The sequence below is a fragment of the Anaerocolumna sp. MB42-C2 genome, from assembly GCF_030913705.1.
Classification (GTDB): domain Bacteria; phylum Bacillota; class Clostridia; order Lachnospirales; family Lachnospiraceae; genus Anaerocolumna.
The window spans coordinates 2172119-2195716 of sequence record NZ_CP133190.1; the positions used below are offsets into that span (position 1 = coordinate 2172119).

The 23598-nt window shown below is 36.6% G+C and carries 21 protein-coding genes; 6 read left to right on the forward strand and 15 right to left on the reverse strand.

Translation table 11 applies throughout. The annotated features are described in order from the left end of the window. Positions 1–263: 263 nt before the first annotated feature. The 7 genes from RBU59_RS09660 to RBU59_RS09690 all read right to left on the reverse strand — a co-directional run bounded on the left by RBU59_RS09660 (position 264) and on the right by RBU59_RS09690 (position 11122). Positions 264–1583: a 6-phospho-beta-glucosidase gene (locus RBU59_RS09660; RefSeq protein WP_308147671.1), complete on the reverse strand. Its 1320-nt coding sequence runs from the start codon at positions 1581–1583 to the stop codon at positions 264–266. A 22-nt stretch (positions 1584–1605) separates the two neighbouring features. After that, entirely contained in the window at positions 1606–2496 is an 891-nt protein-coding gene (locus tag RBU59_RS09665) for a carbohydrate ABC transporter permease (protein WP_308147672.1), read from the reverse strand. An 11-nt stretch (positions 2497–2507) separates the two neighbouring features. Next, positions 2508–3434 carry a carbohydrate ABC transporter permease gene (locus tag RBU59_RS09670; protein WP_308147673.1) on the reverse strand — a complete coding sequence of 309 codons (927 nt, stop codon included), beginning with the start codon at positions 3432–3434 and terminating at the stop codon, positions 2508–2510. Positions 3435–3455: 21 nt separating this feature from the next. Beyond that, complete coding sequence (locus tag RBU59_RS09675; RefSeq protein ID WP_308147674.1) at positions 3456–4826, reverse strand: carbohydrate ABC transporter substrate-binding protein; 1371 nt, start codon at positions 4824–4826, stop codon at positions 3456–3458. A gap of 145 nt (positions 4827–4971) precedes the next feature. Continuing rightward, the gene (locus tag RBU59_RS09680; protein WP_308147675.1) at positions 4972–6537 is read right to left on the reverse strand and encodes a response regulator transcription factor; all 1566 of its coding nucleotides are present in this window, start codon (positions 6535–6537) and stop codon (positions 4972–4974) included. Between the two features lie 3 nt (positions 6538–6540). Next, positions 6541–8328, reverse strand: a complete 1788-nt coding sequence (locus tag RBU59_RS09685) for a sensor histidine kinase (protein WP_308147676.1) — start codon at positions 8326–8328, stop codon at positions 6541–6543. Between the two features lie 223 nt (positions 8329–8551). Continuing rightward, positions 8552–11122: an Ig-like domain-containing protein gene (locus tag RBU59_RS09690; RefSeq protein WP_308147677.1), complete on the reverse strand. Its 2571-nt coding sequence runs from the start codon at positions 11120–11122 to the stop codon at positions 8552–8554. Between the two features lie 924 nt (positions 11123–12046). On the opposite strand from RBU59_RS09690, the gene RBU59_RS09695 reads away from it, so the two are divergent. From RBU59_RS09695 to RBU59_RS09705, 3 genes are read left to right on the forward strand one after another with little or no spacing between them, the layout of a single operon-like run. Then, on the forward strand, positions 12047–13240 hold the full coding sequence (locus tag RBU59_RS09695; RefSeq protein ID WP_308147678.1) for a quaternary amine ABC transporter ATP-binding protein: 1194 nt from the start codon (positions 12047–12049) through the stop codon (positions 13238–13240). After that, entirely contained in the window at positions 13233–14072 is an 840-nt protein-coding gene (locus RBU59_RS09700; protein ID WP_308147679.1) for an ABC transporter permease, read from the forward strand. Before RBU59_RS09695 ends, RBU59_RS09700 begins: the two co-directional genes overlap by 8 nt. Positions 14073–14111: 39 nt before the next feature. Continuing rightward, complete coding sequence (locus RBU59_RS09705; RefSeq protein ID WP_308147680.1) at positions 14112–14972, forward strand: glycine betaine ABC transporter substrate-binding protein; 861 nt, start codon at positions 14112–14114, stop codon at positions 14970–14972. Positions 14973–15063: 91 nt separating this feature from the next. Here the strand turns inward: RBU59_RS09705 and RBU59_RS09710 are convergent, their stop codons facing one another. The 3 genes from RBU59_RS09710 to RBU59_RS09720 form a co-directional block, all read right to left on the reverse strand. After that, a complete protein-coding gene (locus tag RBU59_RS09710) occupies positions 15064–15264 on the reverse strand; it encodes a hypothetical protein (RefSeq protein ID WP_308147681.1) in 201 nt (66 codons plus the stop codon). Positions 15265–15339: 75 nt separating this feature from the next. Continuing rightward, on the reverse strand, positions 15340–16710 hold the full coding sequence (locus tag RBU59_RS09715) for a sensor histidine kinase (RefSeq protein WP_308147682.1): 1371 nt from the start codon (positions 16708–16710) through the stop codon (positions 15340–15342). Beyond that, the gene (locus tag RBU59_RS09720) at positions 16694–17425 is read right to left on the reverse strand and encodes a response regulator transcription factor (RefSeq protein ID WP_308147683.1); all 732 of its coding nucleotides are present in this window, start codon (positions 17423–17425) and stop codon (positions 16694–16696) included. Before RBU59_RS09720 ends, RBU59_RS09715 begins: the two co-directional genes overlap by 17 nt. A 268-nt stretch (positions 17426–17693) precedes the next feature. Between RBU59_RS09720 and RBU59_RS09725 the strand changes: the two genes are divergently transcribed. Genes RBU59_RS09725 through RBU59_RS09735 form a run of 3 tightly spaced genes read left to right on the forward strand, consistent with a single transcriptional unit; the run spans position 17694 to position 20095 of the window. After that, positions 17694–18608 carry an ABC transporter ATP-binding protein gene (locus RBU59_RS09725; protein ID WP_308147684.1) on the forward strand — a complete coding sequence of 305 codons (915 nt, stop codon included), beginning with the start codon at positions 17694–17696 and terminating at the stop codon, positions 18606–18608. Beyond that, a complete protein-coding gene (locus tag RBU59_RS09730; protein ID WP_308147685.1) occupies positions 18605–19357 on the forward strand; it encodes an ABC transporter permease in 753 nt (250 codons plus the stop codon). Before RBU59_RS09725 ends, RBU59_RS09730 begins: the two co-directional genes overlap by 4 nt. 3 nt (positions 19358–19360) lie before the next feature. Further along, a complete protein-coding gene (locus RBU59_RS09735) occupies positions 19361–20095 on the forward strand; it encodes an ABC transporter permease (protein WP_308147686.1) in 735 nt (244 codons plus the stop codon). A gap of 306 nt (positions 20096–20401) precedes the next feature. Here RBU59_RS09735 and RBU59_RS09740 read toward each other — a convergent pair whose 3' ends face one another. The 5 genes from RBU59_RS09740 to RBU59_RS09760 are packed head-to-tail and all read right to left on the reverse strand — an operon-like array spanning position 20402 to position 23595. Then, the gene (locus RBU59_RS09740) at positions 20402–21193 is read right to left on the reverse strand and encodes a glycosyltransferase family 2 protein (protein WP_308147687.1); all 792 of its coding nucleotides are present in this window, start codon (positions 21191–21193) and stop codon (positions 20402–20404) included. Further along, positions 21194–21982: a sugar phosphate isomerase/epimerase family protein gene (locus RBU59_RS09745; RefSeq protein WP_308147688.1), complete on the reverse strand. Its 789-nt coding sequence runs from the start codon at positions 21980–21982 to the stop codon at positions 21194–21196. After that, positions 21979–22902 (reverse strand): NAD(P)-dependent oxidoreductase, encoded by a 924-nt coding sequence (locus tag RBU59_RS09750; RefSeq protein WP_308147689.1) that lies wholly within the window; start codon positions 22900–22902, stop codon positions 21979–21981. The genes RBU59_RS09745 and RBU59_RS09750 overlap by 4 nt, the downstream gene beginning before the upstream one ends. 27 nt (positions 22903–22929) lie before the next feature. Continuing rightward, complete coding sequence (locus RBU59_RS09755) at positions 22930–23256, reverse strand: EamA family transporter (protein ID WP_308147690.1); 327 nt, start codon at positions 23254–23256, stop codon at positions 22930–22932. Continuing rightward, entirely contained in the window at positions 23257–23595 is a 339-nt protein-coding gene (locus tag RBU59_RS09760) for an EamA family transporter (RefSeq protein ID WP_308147691.1), read from the reverse strand. Between the last annotated feature and the right edge of the window lie 3 nt (positions 23596–23598).

Consider the following 23598-nt stretch of genomic DNA (forward strand, 5'->3'; position numbering starts at 1 on the left):
GATATCCTGCTTAAAGCTCTTTTTCTTCCATAACTTTTAACTCTGTGGTCTAATGTAGGGTGTGATATCATAAAAGCTGATAAGATTTAAAATCTTACCAGCTTTTATGATATCTCTTTATTTTTATGATTTTGGCATAATTAAGGATTCAAATGTAATAGATAATTAATTTCCGCTAATAAATGCTGAAATCACCAGATTCAGATACAGAGTCAATAATAAACAGCTGACTTTATCAACAATTACAGATCGTAGTTATTATATTATCGTAGTTTCTTGTTTCGGAAAAACTGGGGTAGAAATTCTTTGTGTGCCTCCAATAACTCATCTAATACTATCCTTGCTTCTGTCTGAGAGGCAACCAGTGGATTAATCATTAATGCCATCAATGTTTTATCATAGTCACCCGTTACAGCAGCCTCTGCACCGGCTACCTCAAAAGACTTGATCTGACTTACCAGACCATGTACCGACTTCGGTAAATCACCTGCCGCAATTGGTATCGGTCCATTTTTCGTTATAATACAGCTGATCTCAACCGCCTCATTATAGCCGATAAAATCAATTGCTCCATGATTGTAAGTATTCACAACCTGAATATCTCTCGTATCGTTGTAAATAGAACATATTAAATTGCATGCCGCATCAGAGTAATAAGCTCCGCCTCTTTGTTCCAATTGCTTTGGTTTTATATCTAAGTCCGGATTCTTATAAAGTGCAAACAATTCTTCTTCTATTTTTTGAACCTGTTCTGCTCTGGTTCCGTGCTGTGCATATTTTTCTTTTTCTTCTTCCAGTGTCTCTTTACTCATATAAAAATATCTGTGATAAGGACATGGAATTGCACCAAGGGCTTTTACAAAGTGGCTGTCCCACTCAAGTGCCTGAATATTCTGTACGCTTTGTTCACCCCAATTATCCATTACTTTCTGTATTACATCCACACCATTTTCATAAACATGATTGGCATAAACCATATGGTTTAAACCCGCAAAAGTGACAAATATTTCTTTCTGGTCTTTTTGTAAAATCTCAGCTATGCTCTTTTCCATTCCAATCGGTACATTACAAAGACCAATTACCTTATCGTGTACCCCATAACGGTAAACTGCTTCTGTAACCATTCCCACCGGATTGGTAAAATTAATCAGCCATGCATCAGGACATAACTCCCTTATATCTTTACAAATATCTAAAATCACCGGTATTGTCCGTAATCCCTTAAAAAGTCCGCCGGCACCGTTCGTCTCCTGTCCAAGCAAACCGTGGCTGATTGGGATTCTTTCATCTTTTATTCTCGCCTCCAATTGTCCGATTCTCATTTGCGTTGTTACAAAATCAGCTCCGGACAGTGCCTCTCTTCTATCAAGTGTCGTATGTAAGGTAATCGGCACTCCGGCCCGTTTAATCATTCTCCTTGCCAAATCTGCCGTAATCTCAAGCTTTTCTCTTCCTGCTTCAATATCTACCAGCCATAACTCACTAACCGGTAATTTATCATATCGATTGATAAATCCTTCTATTAATTCCGGTGTATAACTTGAACCTCCGCCAATCGTAACAATTTTTAGTCCTTTCATCATTGTGACATCTCCTCTTTCCGGGTTATCCCTTAAGTCCTCCCATGCTGATACCTTCTGTCAGTTTGCGTTGTACAAGGGTATATAAAATCATCGTTGGCAGCATGACAATTACCATCCCGGCAAACATTGCGCCCCAATCCGTCGCGAACTTCTGTTGTTCCATAAGATTCGCCAGGCCTACCGGTAAGGTCCATTTTTCTTCCTGCATTAATGTTGTCGCCATAATATATTCATTCCAATATCCCATAAAATTAAACAAAAGAACTGTAATCATGGCTGGTTTTGCCATTGGTATGATGACATAAATTAATGTTTTGACGTAACTGCTTCCATCTATTTTTGCAGCATTCTCATATTCATGGGGAATACTCTTTAGGAATCCGCTTAACAAATAAATCGTAAAGGGAAGTGCACAAACAGCATAGATCAATGCCATAATAATAAGATTATTCGTAAGCTGTACATGTTGGAAAACAACATATTGATTCAGATATCTCTGTAAATTATTAAGGGATAAGAATATTGGTACCACAATATAATTCTGACTCACAAATAATCCGCTCATAAAAAGTATGCTAACCGCTTTTGAAAAACGAAATTTAAATCTGCTTGTTACGTACGCTGTCGGCACTGCTAACACCATAAGAAAAACCAAACCTAAAATCGTCACGAAAACAGAGTTCTTGAAATACGCAATCATATTCCCTTTTTCTAGCGCATTCATATAATTTTGCCAATGTAAACCTGATGGCAAAACCCACGGATTTTGCAAAAATTCTCTGCTTGTTTTAAAGGAAGTATATACTGTCCATACAATAGGGAGCAAAACAATCACTGTAAATGCAATTAATATGCAGCGGGTGAATGCATTTTTCCATTGAATGACAGATTGATTTTTTTTCATTCTTTTCATTCGCTGCCTCCCTAATATTCGATTGTCTCTTTTTCAGTTAATCTGTTACTAACTAACGCCAGTGCAAATGAAAATAGAAATATAAAAGTACCCACTGTCATCGCATAGCCAAAATTAGAATTGGTAAATGCCTGCTTATACATATAGGTAAGAAACACTTCTGTTCCTCCATCCGGTCCGCCTGTCGGTGTCATTACTTTTACAAATACAAAACTCATATTAATTGTAGATATAATAAAAAATACAATAGTTACCCGGATTATCTCCCACAAAAGCGGTATTGTAATCACAAAAAACTGTTTAAATTTTGACATTCCCTCCAAATCAGCTACTTCATAGATATCTTTTGGTATTCCATCCATACCTGCAATATACATTACCATATAATAACCAACTGCCTGCCAAACCATTGCCGCAACAATACACCATCTGGCTGATCCGCTTTCTCCAAGCCAGGCATGATTACCTGTTCCAAAGAGGAGCTTCAAGGTCGCAGATAAGATACCTTTTGTAGGATCATAGATCTGAATAAATAACGTACTGATTACAACTAAGGATAAAACATTAGGGAAGAAAAATACGGTCTGATAAAATGGTTTTTCTTTTAACTTACATTGATTTAATATTGCTGCGAAGAATAATGCAATCGTAATTGTAATCGCAGTTACTACAATAATAAAAAATAATGAGTTACGAAAAACCTGCCAAAACTTATCATCCTGTAATAAAGTGCTAAAATTTTTTAATCCAACAAACTTCTTATCCAACGACAAATTGCTCATCTGAAAGAGCGACATATAAAATACATTTATCGTTGGGTACACCATAAAGATACAGAAAAGAACAACTGTAGGTATGGTGCACCAAGCAATAAATACATTTCTCTGGTGATTAGATTTCGATAACTTGTCAGCTTTACTCTGGGTTTTGCTTAACATTTTTCTCATCCTTATCACTTATTATTTTAATAAATCCTCAGACAGAATTCCCGCATCTTCTTCCAGCTTAGCAGACCACCCATCGACAGTCTGTTCTCCAGCCATAATACTATTAAGATTATTGTATAAATCATCCCTGATACTGATCACAGATTGCTGCGTCATAGCAAAAGCTCCTGTTACAGGTGTAAACCCTTTTTCCGGTATGGTATAGGTCTCGTATACGGAATCACTTAATTTATCTTTTACAAGATCAGCTGCACCCTGAATCGGAGGAATCGATCCTACATTCTCTGCAAATAATTTGATACTTTCATCTGTATATAAGAATTTCATGAATTCCTTTGCCAAATCAATTTCTTTTGCTTGTGAAGGAATATAGATTTCTTCAATATTAGACCATACACAAGGTGTATCACTCTCATCAAAAACAGGGATTCCGGTAAAACCGAATTCAAAACCATCCGCTCTTGGTGTCTCTTTCATCTCATTTTCCAGCCAATTGCCATTTGGGATAAATAATGCTTTATTCTGTAAAAATTGTTCCTGTGACTGCGTATGTGTCATTGCAAGTGTTCCATCTAATAAATAGCCGCCTTTTGCCATCTTGTCATAGATTCCAAATACTTTTTTAACTGCATCCGAACTCCAGGCACCTTTTTTGTAATTAAAACAATCCGCTAACAATTGTTCTCCGCCTGCTGATGCGATTGCCGGGCTCATCACGATTTCATTATAAGACGGATCATTCGCAGCAGCATAGGTAAATAATGCAATACCTTTTTTCTTAGCAGCATCGCCTAATGCAAAGAATTCATCCCAGGTTTTAGGAACTTCAAAGCCATTCTCTTTAAATAATGTTTTATTATAAAATAATCCCATGGTGCTATAGAACAATGGCGCCGCATAAATCTTTCCGTCCCCATAAGGTGCAATGGTAGGAGCACTTAAGGTTCCATCAATAAATTTGGCTTTCATATCCTCTGTGAAAATATCATCCAGATTTTCCAGTTGTTTATCTTGTATTAAGGATTGTAAGATACCGGATTCATTTGTTGAAGCTAAATAGATTAAATCAGGTGCGTTACCGCTCATAATTTGCGGACGGATTACATCTCCTATTTTAGGATTAGCAGTAATATTTACTGTAACACCCTCGTGCTCTGCTTCGAAATTTTTAGCCAGGGTGTCCCATACTTCTCGCCCATACCCGCCCTGGAATACTGCAATGTGCAATTCCTTACTGCCTGCTGTTTCTCCCGTCGCTGTTCCCGTACTTTCTGACTGATCTGATGCCTGAGGTTGATCTGCAACTTTTGCACAGCCGCCGGCTATTGTTATTACCAATAAAAGTGCACACATCAAGGCAGTCAATTTCTTACTTTTTCTCATTAACTTTTCCTCCTAAATACGTTTTTTTAATATGTTAACAGTATAGCAATAGTTTTGTGCATATTAAATAAACTATTTGGATTTATATTTGAACTTTACAACACTTTTTTTCTTTCCAATTATTTTTTTTGTGTTTTTCTTCACATTATTTGTACAAATTAGCATAATACATTTTTATTTCCGATGGATTTTTTCCAAAATAGCGGTTAAATATCCGGTTAAAGTAAGATTGATCCTCATATCCAAGATTACCTGCGACTTCTTTAACCATAATATTCTTATCCACTAAAATATGTAATGCCTGTTCCATTTTCAACATATTAATATAAGTCATCAAATTAACACCAACCTCGTTTTTAAACAATCTGCCGATATAGTTTTTCGTAAAATTTGCGACTCTTGTCAAATCTCCTATCACTATTTTATCATTCAAATGAACATGAATGTAATCCACTATTTCTTTTACTTCACTTCTGTAATCGGTACTTGATATTTTAATCGTACTATTAAAAATATCCTCAAGCCACTTAATAAGAACCTGTTCTAACTCTTCCAGTGTTTCCATATTCCCATATTTTTTAATAATTTTTTCCATATCTTTTGTTTCTTCAAAATAAAAAGACCAGGATATTAAAAAACAATCCCACATTTTTTCAATTAATTGTGTTGTTTCTTTAACCTTATATTTATTTTGTTGAAAACTGCCTATCAAGTTTTGTACTTTATTTATTGCTTCTTCTTTCCGGCTCATAAAAACGCAATCACAGATCCTTATAATCTCATAATATTTGTTTTTTGGCATTTCATTTACATACTGCTTATAATCTTCCTGGAAAATAATATCACGATATGCCTTATATAATACAAGCCCGGATGCTTTCTGTATTATTTGCAAACACATCTGCATCTGATCCCTGGTTGAAAAAATACTGCTTTTTACAATTACCAGCTTGCAATTCATATAGGTATTGGCAGCGTTTCTTAACTTTGGAAATGAACTTTCGAGTATATCATTGTCTTTCGCTTTGACAATTATAATAGCTTCACTGTTATTTAATGCTGCTATAACAACCTGATTACTTTTTGGAATCGCTTCCTTTATGATTCCTGCAAACATCTCCGGTGTTCCTGTATTTTCTTTATCATTGCTTAAATTTTTTATGGTATGTCTGCCTTTTTTTAAAATATAGTATGCATAATATTCCTGCTCAAATATTTCAGACATTCCAAATAATTCCTCTTTCAAATGATTCATAAACGACTGAATGCTATCAAGGTCGAAAGTATCCATCTCTTCCTCTTCATATTTTTTTTCCGGTCTTTCCGTAACTTCCATCCCTTTTGTTGCTTTTCTCATAGCCTCAAGTAAGGAATCTGCCGTAAATGTCGACTTTAATAAATATTCCGACACCCCATACTGAATGGCTTGTCTGGCATATTCAAATTCACCATAACTTGTCAGTATAATTACTTTTCCCGGGAACTCCATTTCCTGTAAATTTTTCACCAATTCAATGCCATCCATATCCGGCATTTTCAGATCAGTCACTATTAAAGACACCTTATTATTTCTTATGAACTTCATAGCTTCCGTTCCGTTGGAAACTGTATCTGCAATTTCAAATTCTGTCTCGTTCCAATTGACGATTGAATTCAATGCGACTCTGACTATCATCTCATCATCAACAAATAATACCGGTATCTTTCTCATTTTTTATTCCCCCATCTTCTCTTCTTCTATGTTTTCCGTTAAATATGGAAATTCAATTCTAACAGTGGTTCCTTCCCCGATTTTACTCTCTATTTCAAACAAATAATCCTTACCAAAACACAATTTGATTCTTTCTTTTACATTATATATTGCAAATCCCGAAAATGACTTCTTGTTTTCTTTCTTCTCCAATTCTTCAACATCAAACCCTTTTCCATTATCTTGAATTATCAGTCGTATATTTTCTCCGACTCTCTTCATTTCGATTAGGATGTTATTGGTTGTTACCGCCTCATTCATACCGTGTATAATCGCATTCTCTACAATCGGCTGCAACAGGAACTTAATCACATAACTTTGGAATAATTCTTCCTCTATTTCATAATCCACTGTAAATATATCACCATACCTGATTTTCTGTATTTCAATATAGCTTTTGACATTCTCTATTTCCTTTTCAACCGTAATAAACTGATGTTTGTCTATAATTGTATTTGACAACAGGGTCGATAATGCTGCCAGTCCGTTGCTGACATTTCCAGCGCCGCTCATCATCGCTGTAAAGCGGAGTGAATTTAAGGTATTAAACAGAAAATGCGGATTAATCTGTGCCTGTAACATATTTAATTCCAGTTCTCTTTTTTTCCCTTGTTCTTTCTTATTATCTATAATTAATTCCTGCATTTTCTTCGTTACCTGACTGAAGGTTCTTCCAAGATATCCTAATTCATCTTTACTATCGTCTACGATAAACTGATTAAAATTATTATCCGCTGCTTTTCCAACCGCTTCTACCAATCCTTCCAACGGTATCTTAATACTTTTCCACATCTGTCTATATACCATAATCGCGCAGAAGATACCGCTTATAATACAAATTAACGTAGCTATTGTAATTGGCTTGTTCACAGAGCGTAAGTATTTATTTGATATAATCAGCATCGTAGTAAAGTTCTGTTCCTTGACATGTGCATAAATAACTATACTTTTTTTATTCGATACTTTATAGTTTGTTATAATTGGCTTTTTTCTCTTTTGCTGACATAAGCTGAATAAGTCCATATCCAACGGATTTCCTACTTTGGCATCTGTTTCCTGTGTTTGTATAATATTTCCCTCTGCATCCAGAATTGTCAAATTAGAATCTTCGCCCAGATTCATGTTAGAAAAGCAATTATTAAAAGCATCCGGATTGATGTGAATGGAGATATAACCAATTATATTTTCTCTGTTTCTGTCTGTTATTGGTTTTGTATAAATAACATAATTCATTTTTGCCTCGGTAATACTCAGCCAATTCTTACCGTCCTTAGACTTTTGTATTATCTCCTTTAATTTATCCGGACTAAAATAAAACCATCCCTGATCATATATTGGCGTATGGTCAACGTCTAATAAATATATTTGCATGATATCCGGCTGGTTTGACATGTAGTTAGACATAACCTGATTCATTTCTGCAACAAATTCATTTTTTTGAATATAATTCATTTTAACAAATTGTTTCATGCCCTTTTGGACTTGTTTATTAATTAAGATAAGGTCTGCAACCCTTTCATATTTATTACATTCATAATCTATTAATTGGTTCACAGCTTTCATCGTTTGCACCGAGTAATCGCTTACTTTATTTTCTATTGCGTTATTAGACACATAATATGAGATACCTGCCGATATAATTAAAGGCAGAATAGCCATTAAGATAAATGAGTATAGTAATCTTGACGATAAAGGCAAATTACGAATCAGATTATTCTTTATTGGATTTCCGCTTATCCTGTTTATTTCCATTCTTCTGCCTCTCTTTTCACATTTGTTTTTTCCATTCTATAACATTTTTTTCAGATAGTAAATATGCTCTTATTTTTCTATATATTCAGATAAAAACTGACACTTATTTCATACAAATAAAAAATCTGACCGGTAACTGGGAACTGATATCGGTCAGATTTATAATATTTATTATCAAATTTTATGACGATTATTGATTACCACAGTCATCGTTACTCTCTTATTATTCCAGATCATCCGTTTGATTAGGATAAGTAACAAAATAGTAATCACCATCTACTAATTGATTAATCGGAGTAATCTCTCCGGTAGCACTGTTAAAAGTGCATACAACCCAGGATCTTTCTTCACTACCGGCAGGTACTTCAAAAGTATAAGTACCGGCTGATGTGGTTACAACAACCTTTGCTCCGGAATTTACTAAAGTTCCGCTTTCGTTACCTGAGTAATTGTGAACATAAAATGTATAGATTCCTCCTGCATATGGTTCATAAATGGAAGTAGTTTCAGGTCCATAGGAATCCGTATCATCATGATCCAAACGTAAATGTAAATGTTCTATATCGTCTACATTTACATCTTCAGGATGTGTTTTGTTAACATAATAGATATGATAATGATCATTTCCTTCAACCGGACCAATAAGATGGGAATCCAGGTCATAAGGATATTCATTCCAAGTCAAAACAAAAGTTGCCTGGCCTTCTTCTTTCAGAGTAGCCACAACCACGTCCTGATTCGTAAATGCGGTACCGCCTAAAACAATGATATCACGAGTTGTATCAGCATATGTAACACCAACAGCCTTATCCCTCTTATCTATTAACTTAATGGTGTAATATCCTTCGTCTAAGTCTTCAATACTAAATGCAGCACCGCTGACTACTTTCGTTGTTACTTGCTTCAATACTGTCTCGCCGGAATCATCTGTTATATAGCTGTAAACTTCCAATGTAAATTTCAGTTCACTATCCACCGGTTCACCGGTTAAGGCATTAATGATTGTACCGGAAGCTGCTCCTTTTAATGTTTCATCTTCACTTGTCAACTCAATTAGAGAACCGTTTACAACACTTGAGGAATTCTCTGCTACAGTAGTCAGCTGAACCAACACTTTATAACCACCTTTAGAAAATACTACAATATAGTTACCCGGAGTTAATTCATCCGCTATATAATATCCCTCTCCATTGGTGCAGGTTGATATTGTGTTGGGATTAGTGAATATTGCATTTAAAGCATCCGATACACTGCCGTCATACTTAAGAATTCTAACATCTACACCGGATAAAGGTTCTGTAGAAACTGCTGCTTTAGTCACTACATCATCACCTTCGTCCACATCAATGCTGCTTCCCGTAACAACTGTAACTCGACCGGATATAAATGCGCCAACAGGATTACCCGGTTCATTCGGGTTACCCGGTTCATTTGGATTACCCGGTTCATTTGGATTACCCGGTTCATTTGGTTTACCCGGTTCACCTGGATTACCCGGATTGGAAGGGCTGCCACCATTATGAGAGGATGATCCATTTGAAGATGAATTCCTGTTTGAACCTGTATTTACAGTTGGTGCCACTGAAATACTTCTTGCGGTCTCACCGGTTCCCACAATTACATTTACTGAAGAACTTCCTGTAATAACAGGAATTAAATCTTCACTGGCTACCTGAATCGTAGTTGCTTCCGCTCCCGGAAGAATCACCAGATTTACCCTTTGGGTACAGGTTAATGTTAACGGAATACTGGAAGTGACTGTGGCTCCAGAGTAATTTGTACTGACCGGTATTGGGGTCGTAGAAGTTCCGGAAATGTTAATGTTAGCCACTGCATTAACCTGTAACTCTCTCACCGTACCATTGTTAACCAAAGTTAAATTGGTATTGTTACCACTGACATGAATGGATGGATTACCTAATTCTCCAACAACCACTCTGGAAGTAGGCGCCGATACATTGATAATATTGCCCACAGCCTGCTCATACCAGGTGTCAGCTTTAATCTGACGGATATCTACTGATTTAAAAGTACCATTATTCGTAACATCCGCATTTGGAGCATCAACAACCAAATTCTGTTTTTCGTAATTACCCGCAGGAATACTGATATTCACTGCTTCTGCAGTCTTAAGGGTAATTTTAGCAGCACCGCTGCCAAGCAACGTATCTAACTCTTTCTGATTAGCTACTGTTCCGTTTTTATCAACCACTTTGATGGTAACGGAATCTGTTTTGCCGCTTAAAGTCTTTGCGGTAATCTTAACCTTACCGACCTTTAAAGCCTTAATTTTACCAAGGCTGTCAGGTTTTGCAATCTTAGGATCAGATGTACTCCAGATTGTGTTGTCATTGGACGCAGCTGGTGTTAAGGTTCTGTTTAAATCATATTTCTGACCCAGATTTAATACAGTAACCTTGTTACTAATTTTGATTGCGTTTGCCGAATCCCTTACTGTTACTTTACTTAATAGATAGTAAGTAGCTTTAGGGGTTTTAACTGTGCAGTTAATAACAGCAGTTCCTTTTTTAATACCTGTTACTACTCCCTTATTTGTCACAGCTGCAACTTTCTTGTTACTTGATGTCCATTTGTAGGTAGAATCTTTAACTTTATTGCTTACAGTAAAGCTATATTTTCCCCCTACTAAAACGTCGGCTGATTTAGAAATTACCGGTTCTTTTACTGCTGCTTTCACAGCTGTACCAGGGCTTAAAATTACAGACGATATAATTAATGAAACTATCATCAATTTAGCCAGCAAACTTCTAAATAACTTTTTTCCATGTTGCATTGTACCTTTCCCTCTCTTTCTTTTGCTTAATTTTTTATTCAACAGATAGCTCTGCGAATAGCAGGATAACTATAAAAATAAATTTTATTTTTAACAAGTATTTTTTGTATAAAGTAATTATATTAATTTACTATATTATGTCAATTGTGTTAATGTAAAAAAATCTAGTCATTATTATACTGAATGTAGAAATTTAAATTATTATAAGAAAATATGTATATTTTTGTATCTAAAATTAACATTTTCTTGACTATTTCTGACATATTTAGACTTTATAATAAATATTTATCTATAAAATCTTATTTATCAACTTAACTGCCAAATCGTAAATATAATATCATCTATAAAACTAAATTACTATATCCATGTCATAAGTCGTTATATATTTGTAACAACTCATCAATTATACTTGTAAAATGGTGAGAGGGCTCAATTGTAATCCGAGCTTCCCGTTTTGTAAACAAATTTCACATTTTGTAAGTAATTCTCCGAATTGGTTTGATGATTGGTTCCAATCGCCTCAGACAAGGATTCGGCTCAGAACCGCTCTTCAATGCTGACCAATCCGCCAATTTCTGTCAATGCCGGCCAATCCACCAATTTCTTGACAATGTTCATATTATATGGTATATTTGATAACTAGCAACTGTAAAATATATGGAAGTTGTTACTTTTGTGATTTTGATAATTTACAACTCTTTAAATTACAGGAGGAATTTTTTAAATTCACAAAGATTAAAATTAAGTAAAATCTGTAATTCAGGTAATTGGGAACCTGTTTCGTTTTTTTGATTATACCTGTCTTCAGACGTTACAGCTTTAGACCTTATAATCCGGTTCTCCTATCGCCCGACCTCTTATAGATAAATGAAAAGAAAGGATAAGTATAATGAAATGCGGCAGCATTAATTATACGGGTGGGATATGATCAAAGTAGAAGTAAAAAACTTATATAAGATTTTTGGACCTACACCAAATAAAGTCTTGGACTGTCTCAAAGAAGGAAAATCCAAAAAAGAAATATTACAAGAGACAGATCATGGAATTGGCGTAAATAATGCCAGCTTCCAGGTAGAAGCAGGCGAAATATTTGTTGTCATGGGACTCTCAGGAAGCGGAAAATCAACCTTAATAAGATGTCTGAATCGGCTTATTGAACCAACCGCCGGTGAAATTTACATTGATAACGAAAACATAGTGAAATGTAATAAAGTCAGCTTAAGAGCAGTCAGACGAAAAAAGATAGGAATGGTATTCCAGAATTTTGCCCTTCTTCCCCACAGAACTATAGAAGAAAACGTAGCTTTTGGGCTGGAAATACAGGGTGCCAAACCGGAAGAACGCTTGAATAAAGCAAAGGAGTCACTGGAACTGGTAGGCTTAAAAGGTTATGAAAAATCCATGCCCTCAGAATTAAGCGGCGGTATGCAGCAGCGTGTCGGCTTAGCAAGAGCCCTGGCAACAGACCCGGACATTCTGCTGATGGATGAAGCTTTTAGTGCTCTGGACCCTTTAATAAGGAAAGAAATGCAGGATGAATTATTGTCCCTGCAGAGCAAAATGCATAAAACAATAATCTTTATAACTCATGATTTAGACGAAGCCTTAAAAATAGGCGATAGGATAGCTATTATGAAAGACGGTGTAATCGTTCAGATCGGTTCGCCGGAAGAAATCTTAAGGCATCCAGCCGATGATTACGTGAAAGAATTCGTGCAGGGGGTTAACCGGGTTAAGGTCGTGACTGCCCGGTCAATTATGAAACCTACGGAGACTGTTGTATTTTCCAAGGATGGAGCAAGAGTCGCCATAAGAAAAATGAAAGAAGCCAATATTTCCAGTGTTTTTGTAGTGGATAAACAACGTACCGTTATAGGTATCGTTACAATTGAAGATACCCTGAAGCTCATTAATTCCAATACAGACGATTTAAGTGAAATCATAGATAAAAATATTCAGGTAGTTTCTCCTGATACTCTCATTGAAGATCTCATTCCATTATTTATTAATTCCAGATATCCGGTCGTAGTGGCGGAAGAAGACAAAAAAATCCAGGGAATTATATTCAAAGTGTCTGTACTCGCAGGTATTTTGGGTGAGGAGGAAAAATATGTATAGAATACCGATTGGAGATGTTGTAGAAAAAGGAGTAGACTGGATGACAGCTAACTTTGCTCCCTTTTTTGACGGAATGAAAGCCGCCATCGAAGCTGTTATCAACGGATTTGAATTTGTTTATACCGGTATACCATTTGTTGTAATGCTGATGTTGATCGTAATACTTGCTTATTTTGCGGCAGGCAAAAAGACAGCCATATTTTCTTTTTTCGGATCACTTATAATTTATTCCATTGATTTATGGACACTTACAATGAAGACCTTTGCTCTGGTAACAACGGCAACCGTGATTGCTCTTGTCATCGGAATTCCTCTCGGAATCTGGATGTCAAGAAGCAATCGTTTAAATAAAATTATGAGACCCATTCTGGATTTCATGCAAACCATGCCTGCTTTCGTGTATCTGATTCCGGCGGTATACTTTTTTGATTTAGGGCCTGTTCCGGGTGCGGTTGCTACGATTATTTTTGCCATGCCGCCTATTGTCAGACTCACAAGTTTGGGAATCCGTCAGGTTCCCGCAGATGTAATTGAAGCGTCCCGTTCCTTTGGTTCCACGCCTGGTCAGATGTTATTTAAGGTTCAGATACCTCTTGCTATGCCGACTATTCTGGCAGGATTAAATCAAACTATTATGCTGTCTTTATCCATGGTAGTTATCTCCGCCATGATCGGCTCAGGAGGTTTGGGGGATATCGTTTTAAAAGGAATCTCACAAATGAAAATAGGAGATGGTTTTGAGGGCGGTCTGGCAGTTGTTATCCTGGCTATGATTCTGGATAGAATCACCCAGGGTATCGGTAAACCGAAAACCGGAAGAAGCTGGAATTAATAACCGCTCTTCCGATAGTTAAAGGAAAGGATAAGATTTATGAAAAAATTGTTAACTTTAGTTCTGGCACTTGTTTTAACTACTGGATTAGTTACGGGGTGTTCCACCGGTAACAAAACAGAAGATAAAAAACTTAAAATAGGTTATGTCAACTGGGCGGAAGGAATTGCCATGACAAATCTGGCAGCAGCAATACTGGAAGAAAAAATGGGGTATGATGTGGAACTGGTATTAGCAGATGTTGCGCCGGTATTTACTTCTTTATCCAGCGGTAATACCGATGTGTTCTTAGATACCTGGTTACCTGTAACCCACGGGGAATATCTTGAAAAATATGGTGATGATATTGTGGATCTAGGTGTTTCTTATGAAAATGCCCTTATCGGACTTGTAGTTCCGGAATATGTAGAGGCTAACAGCATAGAGGATCTAAATAAGGATAAAGATTTATATAGCGGACAGATCATTGGTATTGATTCGGGCGCCGGAATTATGTCTGCAACAGAAAAAGCCATAGAATCCTATGGTTTGGATTATAAATTGGTGAACGGCAGCGGTCCTGCCATGACAGCCGCTTTAAAAAAAGCTATTGATAATAACGAAGCTATTGTTGTTACAGGTTGGACGCCTCACTGGATGTTCTCCAGTTGGGATCTAAAGGTGCTAAAAGATCCAAAAGGTGTCTATGGTGATTCGGAAAATATTCATATCTACAGCCGGAAGGGACTGGATAAAGACCAGCCGGAAGCAACCGCATTCTTTAAAAACTATAAATTCACCGATGAGGTTTTATCCGATTTAATGGGTAAAATTGAAGCCAGTGATAATGACCCTCTTGATACGGCGAAAGAATGGATGAAAGAAAACGAAGGTCAGGTTAATACCTGGTTGGGTAAATAATAAGTTTTGTATTAGGAACAATTGGTTTATAAAAACCAGGAAAGTCCGGACGTTTAAGCTATCGTCCGGACTTTTCCTACTTTTCTCATGTTTATTTTATTTCATTTTTATATAATCCAAAAATGTACAAAGGTGATTGTCCATATAATCCAGTTTCATCATCAGCTAATGATACTCCTGTAGCAGATAAATAAAATGCTTCTAATGCCTCTTCCTGATTAATACCATACTCTTGTATAATTAATTTAATTACTTCCGGTATTATTGTTGCCCGGATTAAATAATGATCCATAAAAAGTTCCTATTCCATAAATGACTCTTTAAATATTAGATATTCTAAAACTTATTTGGTTTACTGATGGAGTTATTAATCTACTTTGCTTACCGGCAGGCAGAGCATAACCACGCAGCCTCCCTCCAAAAGATTTCGAAATTCAGTAGTACCCCCGTGTGCTTTGACGATTTGCCGTACAATGGTTAGCCCCAGGCCATGGTTCTTAAGTTCCGTGGAGCCTATGGGAGAATTAAGATTATAAATATTTTCCTGGGTAAAACCGGTACCGTTATCAGATACACAGATAGAACAGTTGCCAAAGCCCTTTTCTAAAGTTACTTTTATCATACAGCCGTTTGGATTGTGACGGACACAGTTGGATATCAGGTTGGACACAGCCCTCCTTAACAGCTCTTCATCACCGTTAACTGTTACCTTTTGCGCATCATCACTTATAATCACATCAACCAAATATCTATCATCAAGTCCGTTATTTAAGAAATCGGCGGTAACACTGCGCAAAAGCACTGCCGGCAGAACGGAGGTTTTATGTATCGGCTGCATGTCGTATTCCAGCTTGGAAGCCAGGTTTAAATCACTGACCAGAGTTTTAATCCGTTCGCTTTGCCGACGGATAATACAGGCCTGGTCCCGTTTGGACTGCGGCAGTTCCGGATCTTCTTCAAGTTGACTTGCATACCCCATAACAAGAGAAAGCGGTGTGCGAATATCATGGGATACTCCGGCAATCCAGGTTGTACGGGCATTATCTCTTTTGGTTAATGCGGCCTCTTGTTTCACAAGTTGTTCAGAGGTTTTATTAATTCCGGCAGCAAGGTCTCCAAGAAGACCGTTCGTAGAAAGCTCCACCGGACGTTTTTCGGCCATGTCCTCAATACCCTTTGCCAGGGGTTTCAGGGAACGGAACAATCGAAGGCCAAGGAGCAGTGCAAGTAATACCGCGATCAGAGCGTTTAAAAGCAGTATGGCCGGTAACCATTTGAGGGTATTATCCATGACCTTTCGCGGCATTTCAATACTATTCTTCCACATGCTTTCTTTTGCACTGCCAAGCACAAACAGACCGTCCGTCCGTCGCCACACATACACCGGATAATCGCTTAAATACCAGCGGGTAAAGCTAGCAACATCGGAAACGGTATACTTAAGGGGTATATCATCCGGCAGGTTCAGCTTCCAGACCACATTGCCGTCATTGTTAAGCAGCATAGCCCATTGATAATGCTTAACAATGGAATCTCTGACACTTCCAGAAAGCATGTAGGTTTCGTTTTCAAACGTCAGGCCATTCGAAAGCTGAGAGATACTGTAATCTTTTTGTGCGATCCGGCCAGACTGAACCGTCCAGGCGGCCAGCGCCGAAAAATTGACAACAAGCAGGGTCAGCGCAATTCCTGCAGCTGAGAGAACATATCTACATAATATTTTAATCATATTTTTCATATTTTTTCACCCCTGTCAGCTTATAGCCAAGACCCCGTACGGTTAGCAGGTACCGGGGCGCTGACGGGTCCGGTTCTATCTTCTCACGAAGGCGGCGGATGTGGACCATCAGTGTGTTTTCATAACCGTACAGATCATCTCCCCAGGCCGCGCGGCACAATCGGTCACCGGTTACGATGTTACCGCTGTTATCATACAACTCTTCAAGAAGCGCAAACTCCTTAGCAGTCAGTGAATACTGCCCGGTCGTATTAGTAACCATTCCGCTGTTTAAGTTAATCTCGCTTTCACCCAGATAGAAAACCGGTTTTTCCGCATTCTTTAAAACGACAGGAAAATAAGCACGGTTTAGGACGGCTTTCAACCGCAGTATTAGTTCCCGCGGCAGGAACGGTTTCGTGATATAGTCGTCCGCACCGAGACCAAGACCGAGCAGACGATTTTCATCCTCGTCCCTTGCTGACAGAAACAAAACCGGTACGAAAGAACTCTCCCGGAATTCCCGCATCAGAGAAAACCCGTCTCCATCCGGCAGACATACATCCAGTATTACGCTTTCCGGTTTTGCTTTGGTAAAAATTTGCCGCGCTTCTTTGCAGTCAGCGGCACAATAGACTTTAATAAAGCCTTCCCGTTTTAGTATTTCCATAAGCATTCTGCGTAGTTCGGGCTCATCGTCCACGATCAGCAGTTTGCTGTCTAATATATTCTTCATAGTAATCACCACGTTAATTATAACACAGAACCCGGATGATTTGGACTCTATCTATAAAGTTTAAGGTAAATGTAAGCTTAGCTACAGGTTCATTTAAGACTATTCTGTTATGATGGTTTCAAGCCAGATTGCTTATAGAGTGATTGCAAAACAATATAGCTATCTAAATATTCCATAAAATTCGTATGAATTGCATGGAATATAAATACAAGTTTTGAGTTTCGCAATTGTTTATGATTGCAACAACCAATGAAAGGAGGACATAAAAATGTCCGAAATTATTACAACTACCGGCCTGTGTAAGCAGTACGGCAGAGTTTTAAGAGTGAAAGATCTGGATCTTATGGTACCGGAGGGTGTAGTCTATGGTTTTCTCGGACCCAACGGAGCAGGTAAGTCCACTACAATGAAAATGATATTGGGTCTTGCAAAACCAACAGCAGGGACGATCAAAGTATTCGGAAGACCGGTTGACAGCAAAAACAGGCTTTTAATCTTAAAAAGTATCGGCTCCCTGATTGAATCACCCAGTTACTACGGACATCTGACCGGTACTGAAAATCTGCGGATTCTCTGCACGTTGAAAGGTGTACCAGAAAAAGATATAAACAGAGTATTACATACTGTCCGGCTGGAAAACCAGAAAGAAAAAAAGGTCTCGCAGTACTCAATGGGTATGAAGCAGCGCCTGGGACTGGCTTGTGCGCTCCTGGGAACTCCAAAGCTTCTGATTCTCGACGAACCGACCAATGGACTTGATCCTGCAGGTATTCAGGAAATGCGTGAATTGATAAACTCATTGCCGAAACAGTTCGGCATAACGGTGATGGTATCAAGCCATCTATTAAGCGAAATCGACCAGATCGCCACACATGTGGGAATTATAAACAGCGGCGAGCTTGTTTTTCAGGATAGTATGTCGAAACTTCACGAAAAGAGCAGACACCGCATGGCTGTGCGGACTCTGAATAATGGGGCGGCGGTAAAAATACTAAGCGGGCAGGGCATCTCCTGTCAAATGGAGGAAGATTTTATTATGCTGCCCAAGCTTTCCGACAATGCACTTGCCGGTTATATTAACTGTCTTTTTGAGAAAAATATCGGTGTGGTGCGAATAGAGGAACGGCGCAAAAGTCTCGAGGATATCTTCCTTGAGCTGACCGGAACGGCGGTGAGCTTATGATAAAGGCAGTTACCGTAGAATTTCAGAAAATCAGGCATAAACGAGTATGGGTTATTGTTGCCGCACTGATCTTTGTACAGATGTTGTGGTCTTTATGGTGGATTCGAAGAATAGATGAGCATGGTCTTTCCCAGGGCTGGATGCATTTTCTTTATCAACTGCCGTTACTAAACTCTATCATGATGCCGGTTATCGCAGCAGTAGTGGCATCCCGGCTCTGTGATATGGAACATAAGGGGCAGACCTTTAAACTCCTGAGCACCGTAATGCCGACCCGGCGTTTATTTACCGCCAAGTTTTTATGCGGAGCACTGTATATGCTTGCTGTAGTTCTCTTACAGCTTATTGTTATACTTGCTGTAGGACGATTTGCCGGATTTAAAGGAAATCCTCCCACCGATAAATTATTCTATTATCTGCTCTTTACAACGGCTGTAAATTTAACACTCCTTTTACTGCAGCAGGTCTTATCACTCTTATTTAGAAACCAGATGATTTCCCTTACTGTGGGTATTATCGGCAGTTTTGCCGGTCTCTTTATTATGTTCTTTCCACAGAATCTTGAACGGCTTATGCTTTGGGGGTATTACGGTGTATTGATGCTTGTAGGACTGAATTGGGACAGAGCCACACGTATCACTGATTTTTACTATATGCCTGTTGACTGGGGCGGTTTTATTTCCCTGATTGTCATGTTCTTAATCATTTATATAATTGGTCGCGAGCTTTTTGCACGAAAGGAGATATGAAATATGTTTATCAGAACGTTTAGAGCCGAACGGATGAAACTTCATCATAGTCCGGTCTGGCTTGCCTTTTTTATACTTCCCATTCTGCCTGCCGTAATGGGAACTTTTAATTATCAGCAGAATGTGGATATCCTTAAGGATCAGTGGTACAGCCTGTGGACCCAGCACACTCTTTTCACCTGTTATTTTTTCCTGCCTGCCATAATTGGCGTCTATTGTTCTTATCTATGCCGCCTGGAACATATGAACCATAACTGGAATACGGTTATGACGGCTCCTGTGTCTGTCCACTATCTCTATATTGCTAAGCTTACTGTTGCTTCCGTTATGGTACTTCTAACACAGGTTTGGATTGGTCTGCTGTTTGTAATTTCCGGAAAACTCTGTCGGTTAACTTCGCCTATTCCAAAGGAACTTGCGATTTGGCTCCTATGTGGTACCGTCAGCGGTATTGTAATCTGCGCCGTCCAGCTCTGTGTCTCACTTGTAATCCGCAGCTTCGCCGTTCCGGTCGGCATCGCGATGATCGGCGGGGTAGCCGGACTGGCAGCTTTTGCAAAGGGATATGGTGTCTGGTTTCCATATTCCCTGCTAAGCCTCGGGATGCGCGCTAATCAGCCCGGCGGCCCAATGCAGTGTAGTACAGGACAATTTGTCATAAACAGTCTGCTCTATCTGGCTGTCTGTATCTGTTTTAGCGTGGTTTGGTTGAAGAAACGCGATGTGGTGGCGGGTTGATTTGGTAAATCAACCCGTTCATATGATAAGGCGTTTGACCGTAGATTTTGGTTTTAAATATACAATAGCATTATGCTCTACCGAATTTACTTGATCTGTTAATTTTATTTTTTATAAAAATAATAAATTCACCACTATTCTCCTCACACTCTATAAAAATTATCAACATATAGGTAATAAATAGTTATACCCTCATATATAGAATTTATCATTTCTATTTTTTACTATGGCCTATTACTATACATTCCTAATTTTGATTAACTAATCCAATTGATTAATTTTATTTTCCTTTCCAATCTATATATATTATGGACTATATTTATGAAAGGCATTATTGAATAATATTTTTATCAACAACATGTTTCCTTTTATTGGGCTAATCTTTGTCGGAGTTTTTTCTTTTTTGGGATAGAACCGGCTTACTGGTACTTCACATGCTTTCATCTTTAATTGAGATGCTCTAACAGATAGATATGCCAATAATTCATATGTTACAAAAATATCACGAAATGGCTGCACATTAGGATGTTCAAGATATCGTTTTGAATGAGCCCTATATGCATTAGTTGTATCAGTAAAAACTTTTCCTGCAGTTAGAGATATAATAGGGGCATGTATTAACCGAACAGAAATCAATCTTAACAAAGGTGTATTTATCGCTTTCCCACCTTTAATAAACCGTGATCCTTGTACAAAATCATAACCTGAATCCAACTTTTCAATGAATTTAGTAACATCCTCAATACTATCTTTATTATTTCCGTCAATAGTAACAACTCCTTCATAACCCCTATGTAAGGCCCACCATATGCCCATTCTTAACTGAGCGCCTTGTTTTCCATCATCCTTTTTTACTAATAAAGTATTTACCCCTAATGCTATTAATTGATCTTTATTTGTACTACCATCTGTAGAATCACCATCGCATATAATGATATCAATACTTTTATCTATACCATACTTTTTTGCTCTCAGAAGTTCTTTTTTTATTCTTTCTCCCTCATTAATGATAGGAATGCATAAACAGTATTTCGTCTTTTTAGGTTCAAATTCTATGCATTTAAATCTTGGCACACCTTCTAATCCCTCATAAATCATTTACCTGATCACCTCTTTTACATAATTTATTGTATCCATTACAATATTTATATCCTTAGGATTCTTCATTTCTATAGAAACATAATGGCTATAGTTATATTTTTTTAATAGATTATTTAGTTGTAAATGCATTTCACGCTTTTCAATTCTTTCTAGATAAGGTTCACTAATATGTATATGATTTATAAAATTAATATCTAGCAAAATATCTTCTAACGACTCATTATTCCATATAACAGTTCCTAAGTCCAAGTTTAACAAAAGACCTTTGGAATTTATTTTTTTAATAAAATCAAATGTTTCTTTTGTACTATTCATAAAATTAGTATTGTAAATTTCCGGATTTGGTTCTAATGCAATTACTACTCCTGAATCATATGCTATCTTCCCTAAGTTATAAAAAAACTCTAAAGCAATACTCATTTGATCATTACTATTAATTGTACGATTTTTTGGTGAGCCAAACACTAAATTGGTGCATCCAATTGCTGCAGCATAATCCACTGCTTTTTTTGTATAATCAATTAATATATTTCTCTCTTCCTTTGTTCCAAAGATTCTTTCGTTTCTGCCATACCAAATTGATTGCATAGATGAGACATTTAGATTATATTTCTCTTTTATATGTTTAATTTTTTCAAGAGCAATCTTCGTATTATCATACGGATTTTCAGCAACTAATCTTGATGGCGCTATTTCTATTGCTTGATAGTTAGATTTATTCAAATATTCGTATATAGTTTCATCTTGCGTATTATCCCAAGCTATATTAGAAATAGATAGCATCATATATTTTCCTCCACAAAGAGTTTAATATCTTCTAGTACTTTTTCTTTTGAAAATATATATCCGGTTTTTCCCCTAAAAAGAGCTTCGTATTTAGTCTTAAAATCATAATTGGGAATTATACTGCTGATTTGATTTACGAAATTATTTCCGGTAATATATTTATATATCTCATTGATTGATACTGGCTCAGTTGCTAAATTAAGACTTTTAATATTTTCTTTCAATGCTATAGAAATATGCTCCCATAAAAAATTCAAATTATAAAATTGAAATTTACCTCTGCTGTCAGTAAAATTAAGAGCGGAAAACCCTATCTTTTCAAAATAATCTTTTAAGATTATACATTCTTCATTAGATAGATCTTTACATTTAAAAAAACCATTATTTTGATTAATATAATAATTATCAATCACTGAATTAATACTACGAAGTTCATTATACTTCTCTTCTTTTAACAAATTAGGAATTTTATGAATCATATCGTAAATAAAATTCTTTTTTATGTTATCTCCAAATAACCCTGGAAGCCTAATTATCAATGAGTTTTCATATTCATTCTCAATCCATTTTTCTAAATAAAAACGATTTAACCCATAAGGTTGTAAATTTTTTATATCTATCACTGTATCTTCATCCACATTAACTGGCATTTTATATACATCAATTGTTGAAATTAAAACTACCTTTTTTGCTCTTATTTTTTTTATGTTTTCAAATGCTTCCTCAACCAACTTATAATCTTGATCCGGATATTGATTAGCTAAATATTTTTCAGCTCTTACACCAGAATAAATAAGTAAATCAGGCTGAGTGTCATAAGCAGATTCTATATTTTTTGAATTATATAAATATGTAAAATTATTTTTTTGAGCGATATTTGATCCAACAAATCCTGTATACCCCACTAAACTTGTTATCATTTAATTCCTCCATATTTAATTTTCTAATCACATTACAATACACAACGCTCCAATGATAATTAAAAATATACCTGTTATCTTCTTTTTACTAATTCTCTCACCTAACTTTTTAAATGATATAAACATTGTCCAAATATATGTTATTGATGTTAATGGAAGTACAATTGAATAATCCATAAATCTTAATATGTATATATTGATCAAGGCTGACAATAAATAAAGTATTGCTCCAAAATAAAAATATCTGCAACTTAGAAGCATTATTAAACTTTCCGATGATGATGCTCTTTTTAAGCAATATCCAGCTAATGCACCTATAAAAGTCATAATAATTAATAATATAAAATTTACCATCTATTCATCGCCTCCAACAATAAAGAAAACCCCACAAATAATAACTATAATCCCTAATAGTTTAGCAGGATGAATTGATTCATTTAATATAACTACTCCAAAAAAAATACTAATTACATAATTAAGGCTAAGAATAGGTTGTAAGACAGAAAGGCTTCCATATCTATAGGCTATTATCATAATTATTGCCCCGATACCATATAATACAAATCCAATTAACAAAAAAAGCATACCATATTTTGATGATAGTTTCCATAATAACTGTCCTAAGCAGACACATATGGAAGAAATTATCATCAATAAAATTCCATATTTATTCTTTTTTATTGATTCAATCATTTT

Excerpts from the sequence above, each read along its gene's own strand:
- RBU59_RS09680 (WP_308147675.1), bottom strand. The coding sequence starts at position 6,537 with ATGAGAAAGATACCGGTATTATTTGTTGATGATGAGATGATAGTCAGA.
- RBU59_RS09705 (WP_308147680.1), top strand. The coding sequence starts at position 14,112 with ATGAAAAAATTGTTAACTTTAGTTCTGGCACTTGTTTTAACTACTGGA.
- RBU59_RS09740 (WP_308147687.1), bottom strand. The coding sequence starts at position 21,193 with ATGATTTATGAGGGATTAGAAGGTGTGCCAAGATTTAAATGCATAGAA.
- RBU59_RS09670 (WP_308147673.1), bottom strand. The coding sequence starts at position 3,434 with ATGTTAAGCAAAACCCAGAGTAAAGCTGACAAGTTATCGAAATCTAAT.
- RBU59_RS09710 (WP_308147681.1), bottom strand. The coding sequence starts at position 15,264 with ATGGATCATTATTTAATCCGGGCAACAATAATACCGGAAGTAATTAAA.
- RBU59_RS09715 (WP_308147682.1), bottom strand. The coding sequence starts at position 16,710 with ATGAAAAATATGATTAAAATATTATGTAGATATGTTCTCTCAGCTGCA.
- RBU59_RS09760 (WP_308147691.1), bottom strand. The coding sequence starts at position 23,595 with ATGATTGAATCAATAAAAAAGAATAAATATGGAATTTTATTGATGATA.
- RBU59_RS09725 (WP_308147684.1), top strand. The coding sequence starts at position 17,694 with ATGTCCGAAATTATTACAACTACCGGCCTGTGTAAGCAGTACGGCAGA.
- RBU59_RS09745 (WP_308147688.1), bottom strand. The coding sequence starts at position 21,982 with ATGATGCTATCTATTTCTAATATAGCTTGGGATAATACGCAAGATGAA.
- RBU59_RS09675 (WP_308147674.1), bottom strand. The coding sequence starts at position 4,826 with ATGAGAAAAAGTAAGAAATTGACTGCCTTGATGTGTGCACTTTTATTG.
- RBU59_RS09735 (WP_308147686.1), top strand. The coding sequence starts at position 19,361 with ATGTTTATCAGAACGTTTAGAGCCGAACGGATGAAACTTCATCATAGT.
- RBU59_RS09690 (WP_308147677.1), bottom strand. The coding sequence starts at position 11,122 with ATGCAACATGGAAAAAAGTTATTTAGAAGTTTGCTGGCTAAATTGATG.
- RBU59_RS09660 (WP_308147671.1), bottom strand. The coding sequence starts at position 1,583 with ATGATGAAAGGACTAAAAATTGTTACGATTGGCGGAGGTTCAAGTTAT.
- RBU59_RS09700 (WP_308147679.1), top strand. The coding sequence starts at position 13,233 with ATGTATAGAATACCGATTGGAGATGTTGTAGAAAAAGGAGTAGACTGG.
- RBU59_RS09755 (WP_308147690.1), bottom strand. The coding sequence starts at position 23,256 with ATGGTAAATTTTATATTATTAATTATTATGACTTTTATAGGTGCATTA.
- RBU59_RS09720 (WP_308147683.1), bottom strand. The coding sequence starts at position 17,425 with ATGAAGAATATATTAGACAGCAAACTGCTGATCGTGGACGATGAGCCC.
- RBU59_RS09685 (WP_308147676.1), bottom strand. The coding sequence starts at position 8,328 with ATGGAAATAAACAGGATAAGCGGAAATCCAATAAAGAATAATCTGATT.
- RBU59_RS09750 (WP_308147689.1), bottom strand. The coding sequence starts at position 22,902 with ATGATAACAAGTTTAGTGGGGTATACAGGATTTGTTGGATCAAATATC.
- RBU59_RS09730 (WP_308147685.1), top strand. The coding sequence starts at position 18,605 with ATGATAAAGGCAGTTACCGTAGAATTTCAGAAAATCAGGCATAAACGA.
- RBU59_RS09695 (WP_308147678.1), top strand. The coding sequence starts at position 12,047 with ATGATCAAAGTAGAAGTAAAAAACTTATATAAGATTTTTGGACCTACA.
- RBU59_RS09665 (WP_308147672.1), bottom strand. The coding sequence starts at position 2,496 with ATGAAAAGAATGAAAAAAAATCAATCTGTCATTCAATGGAAAAATGCA.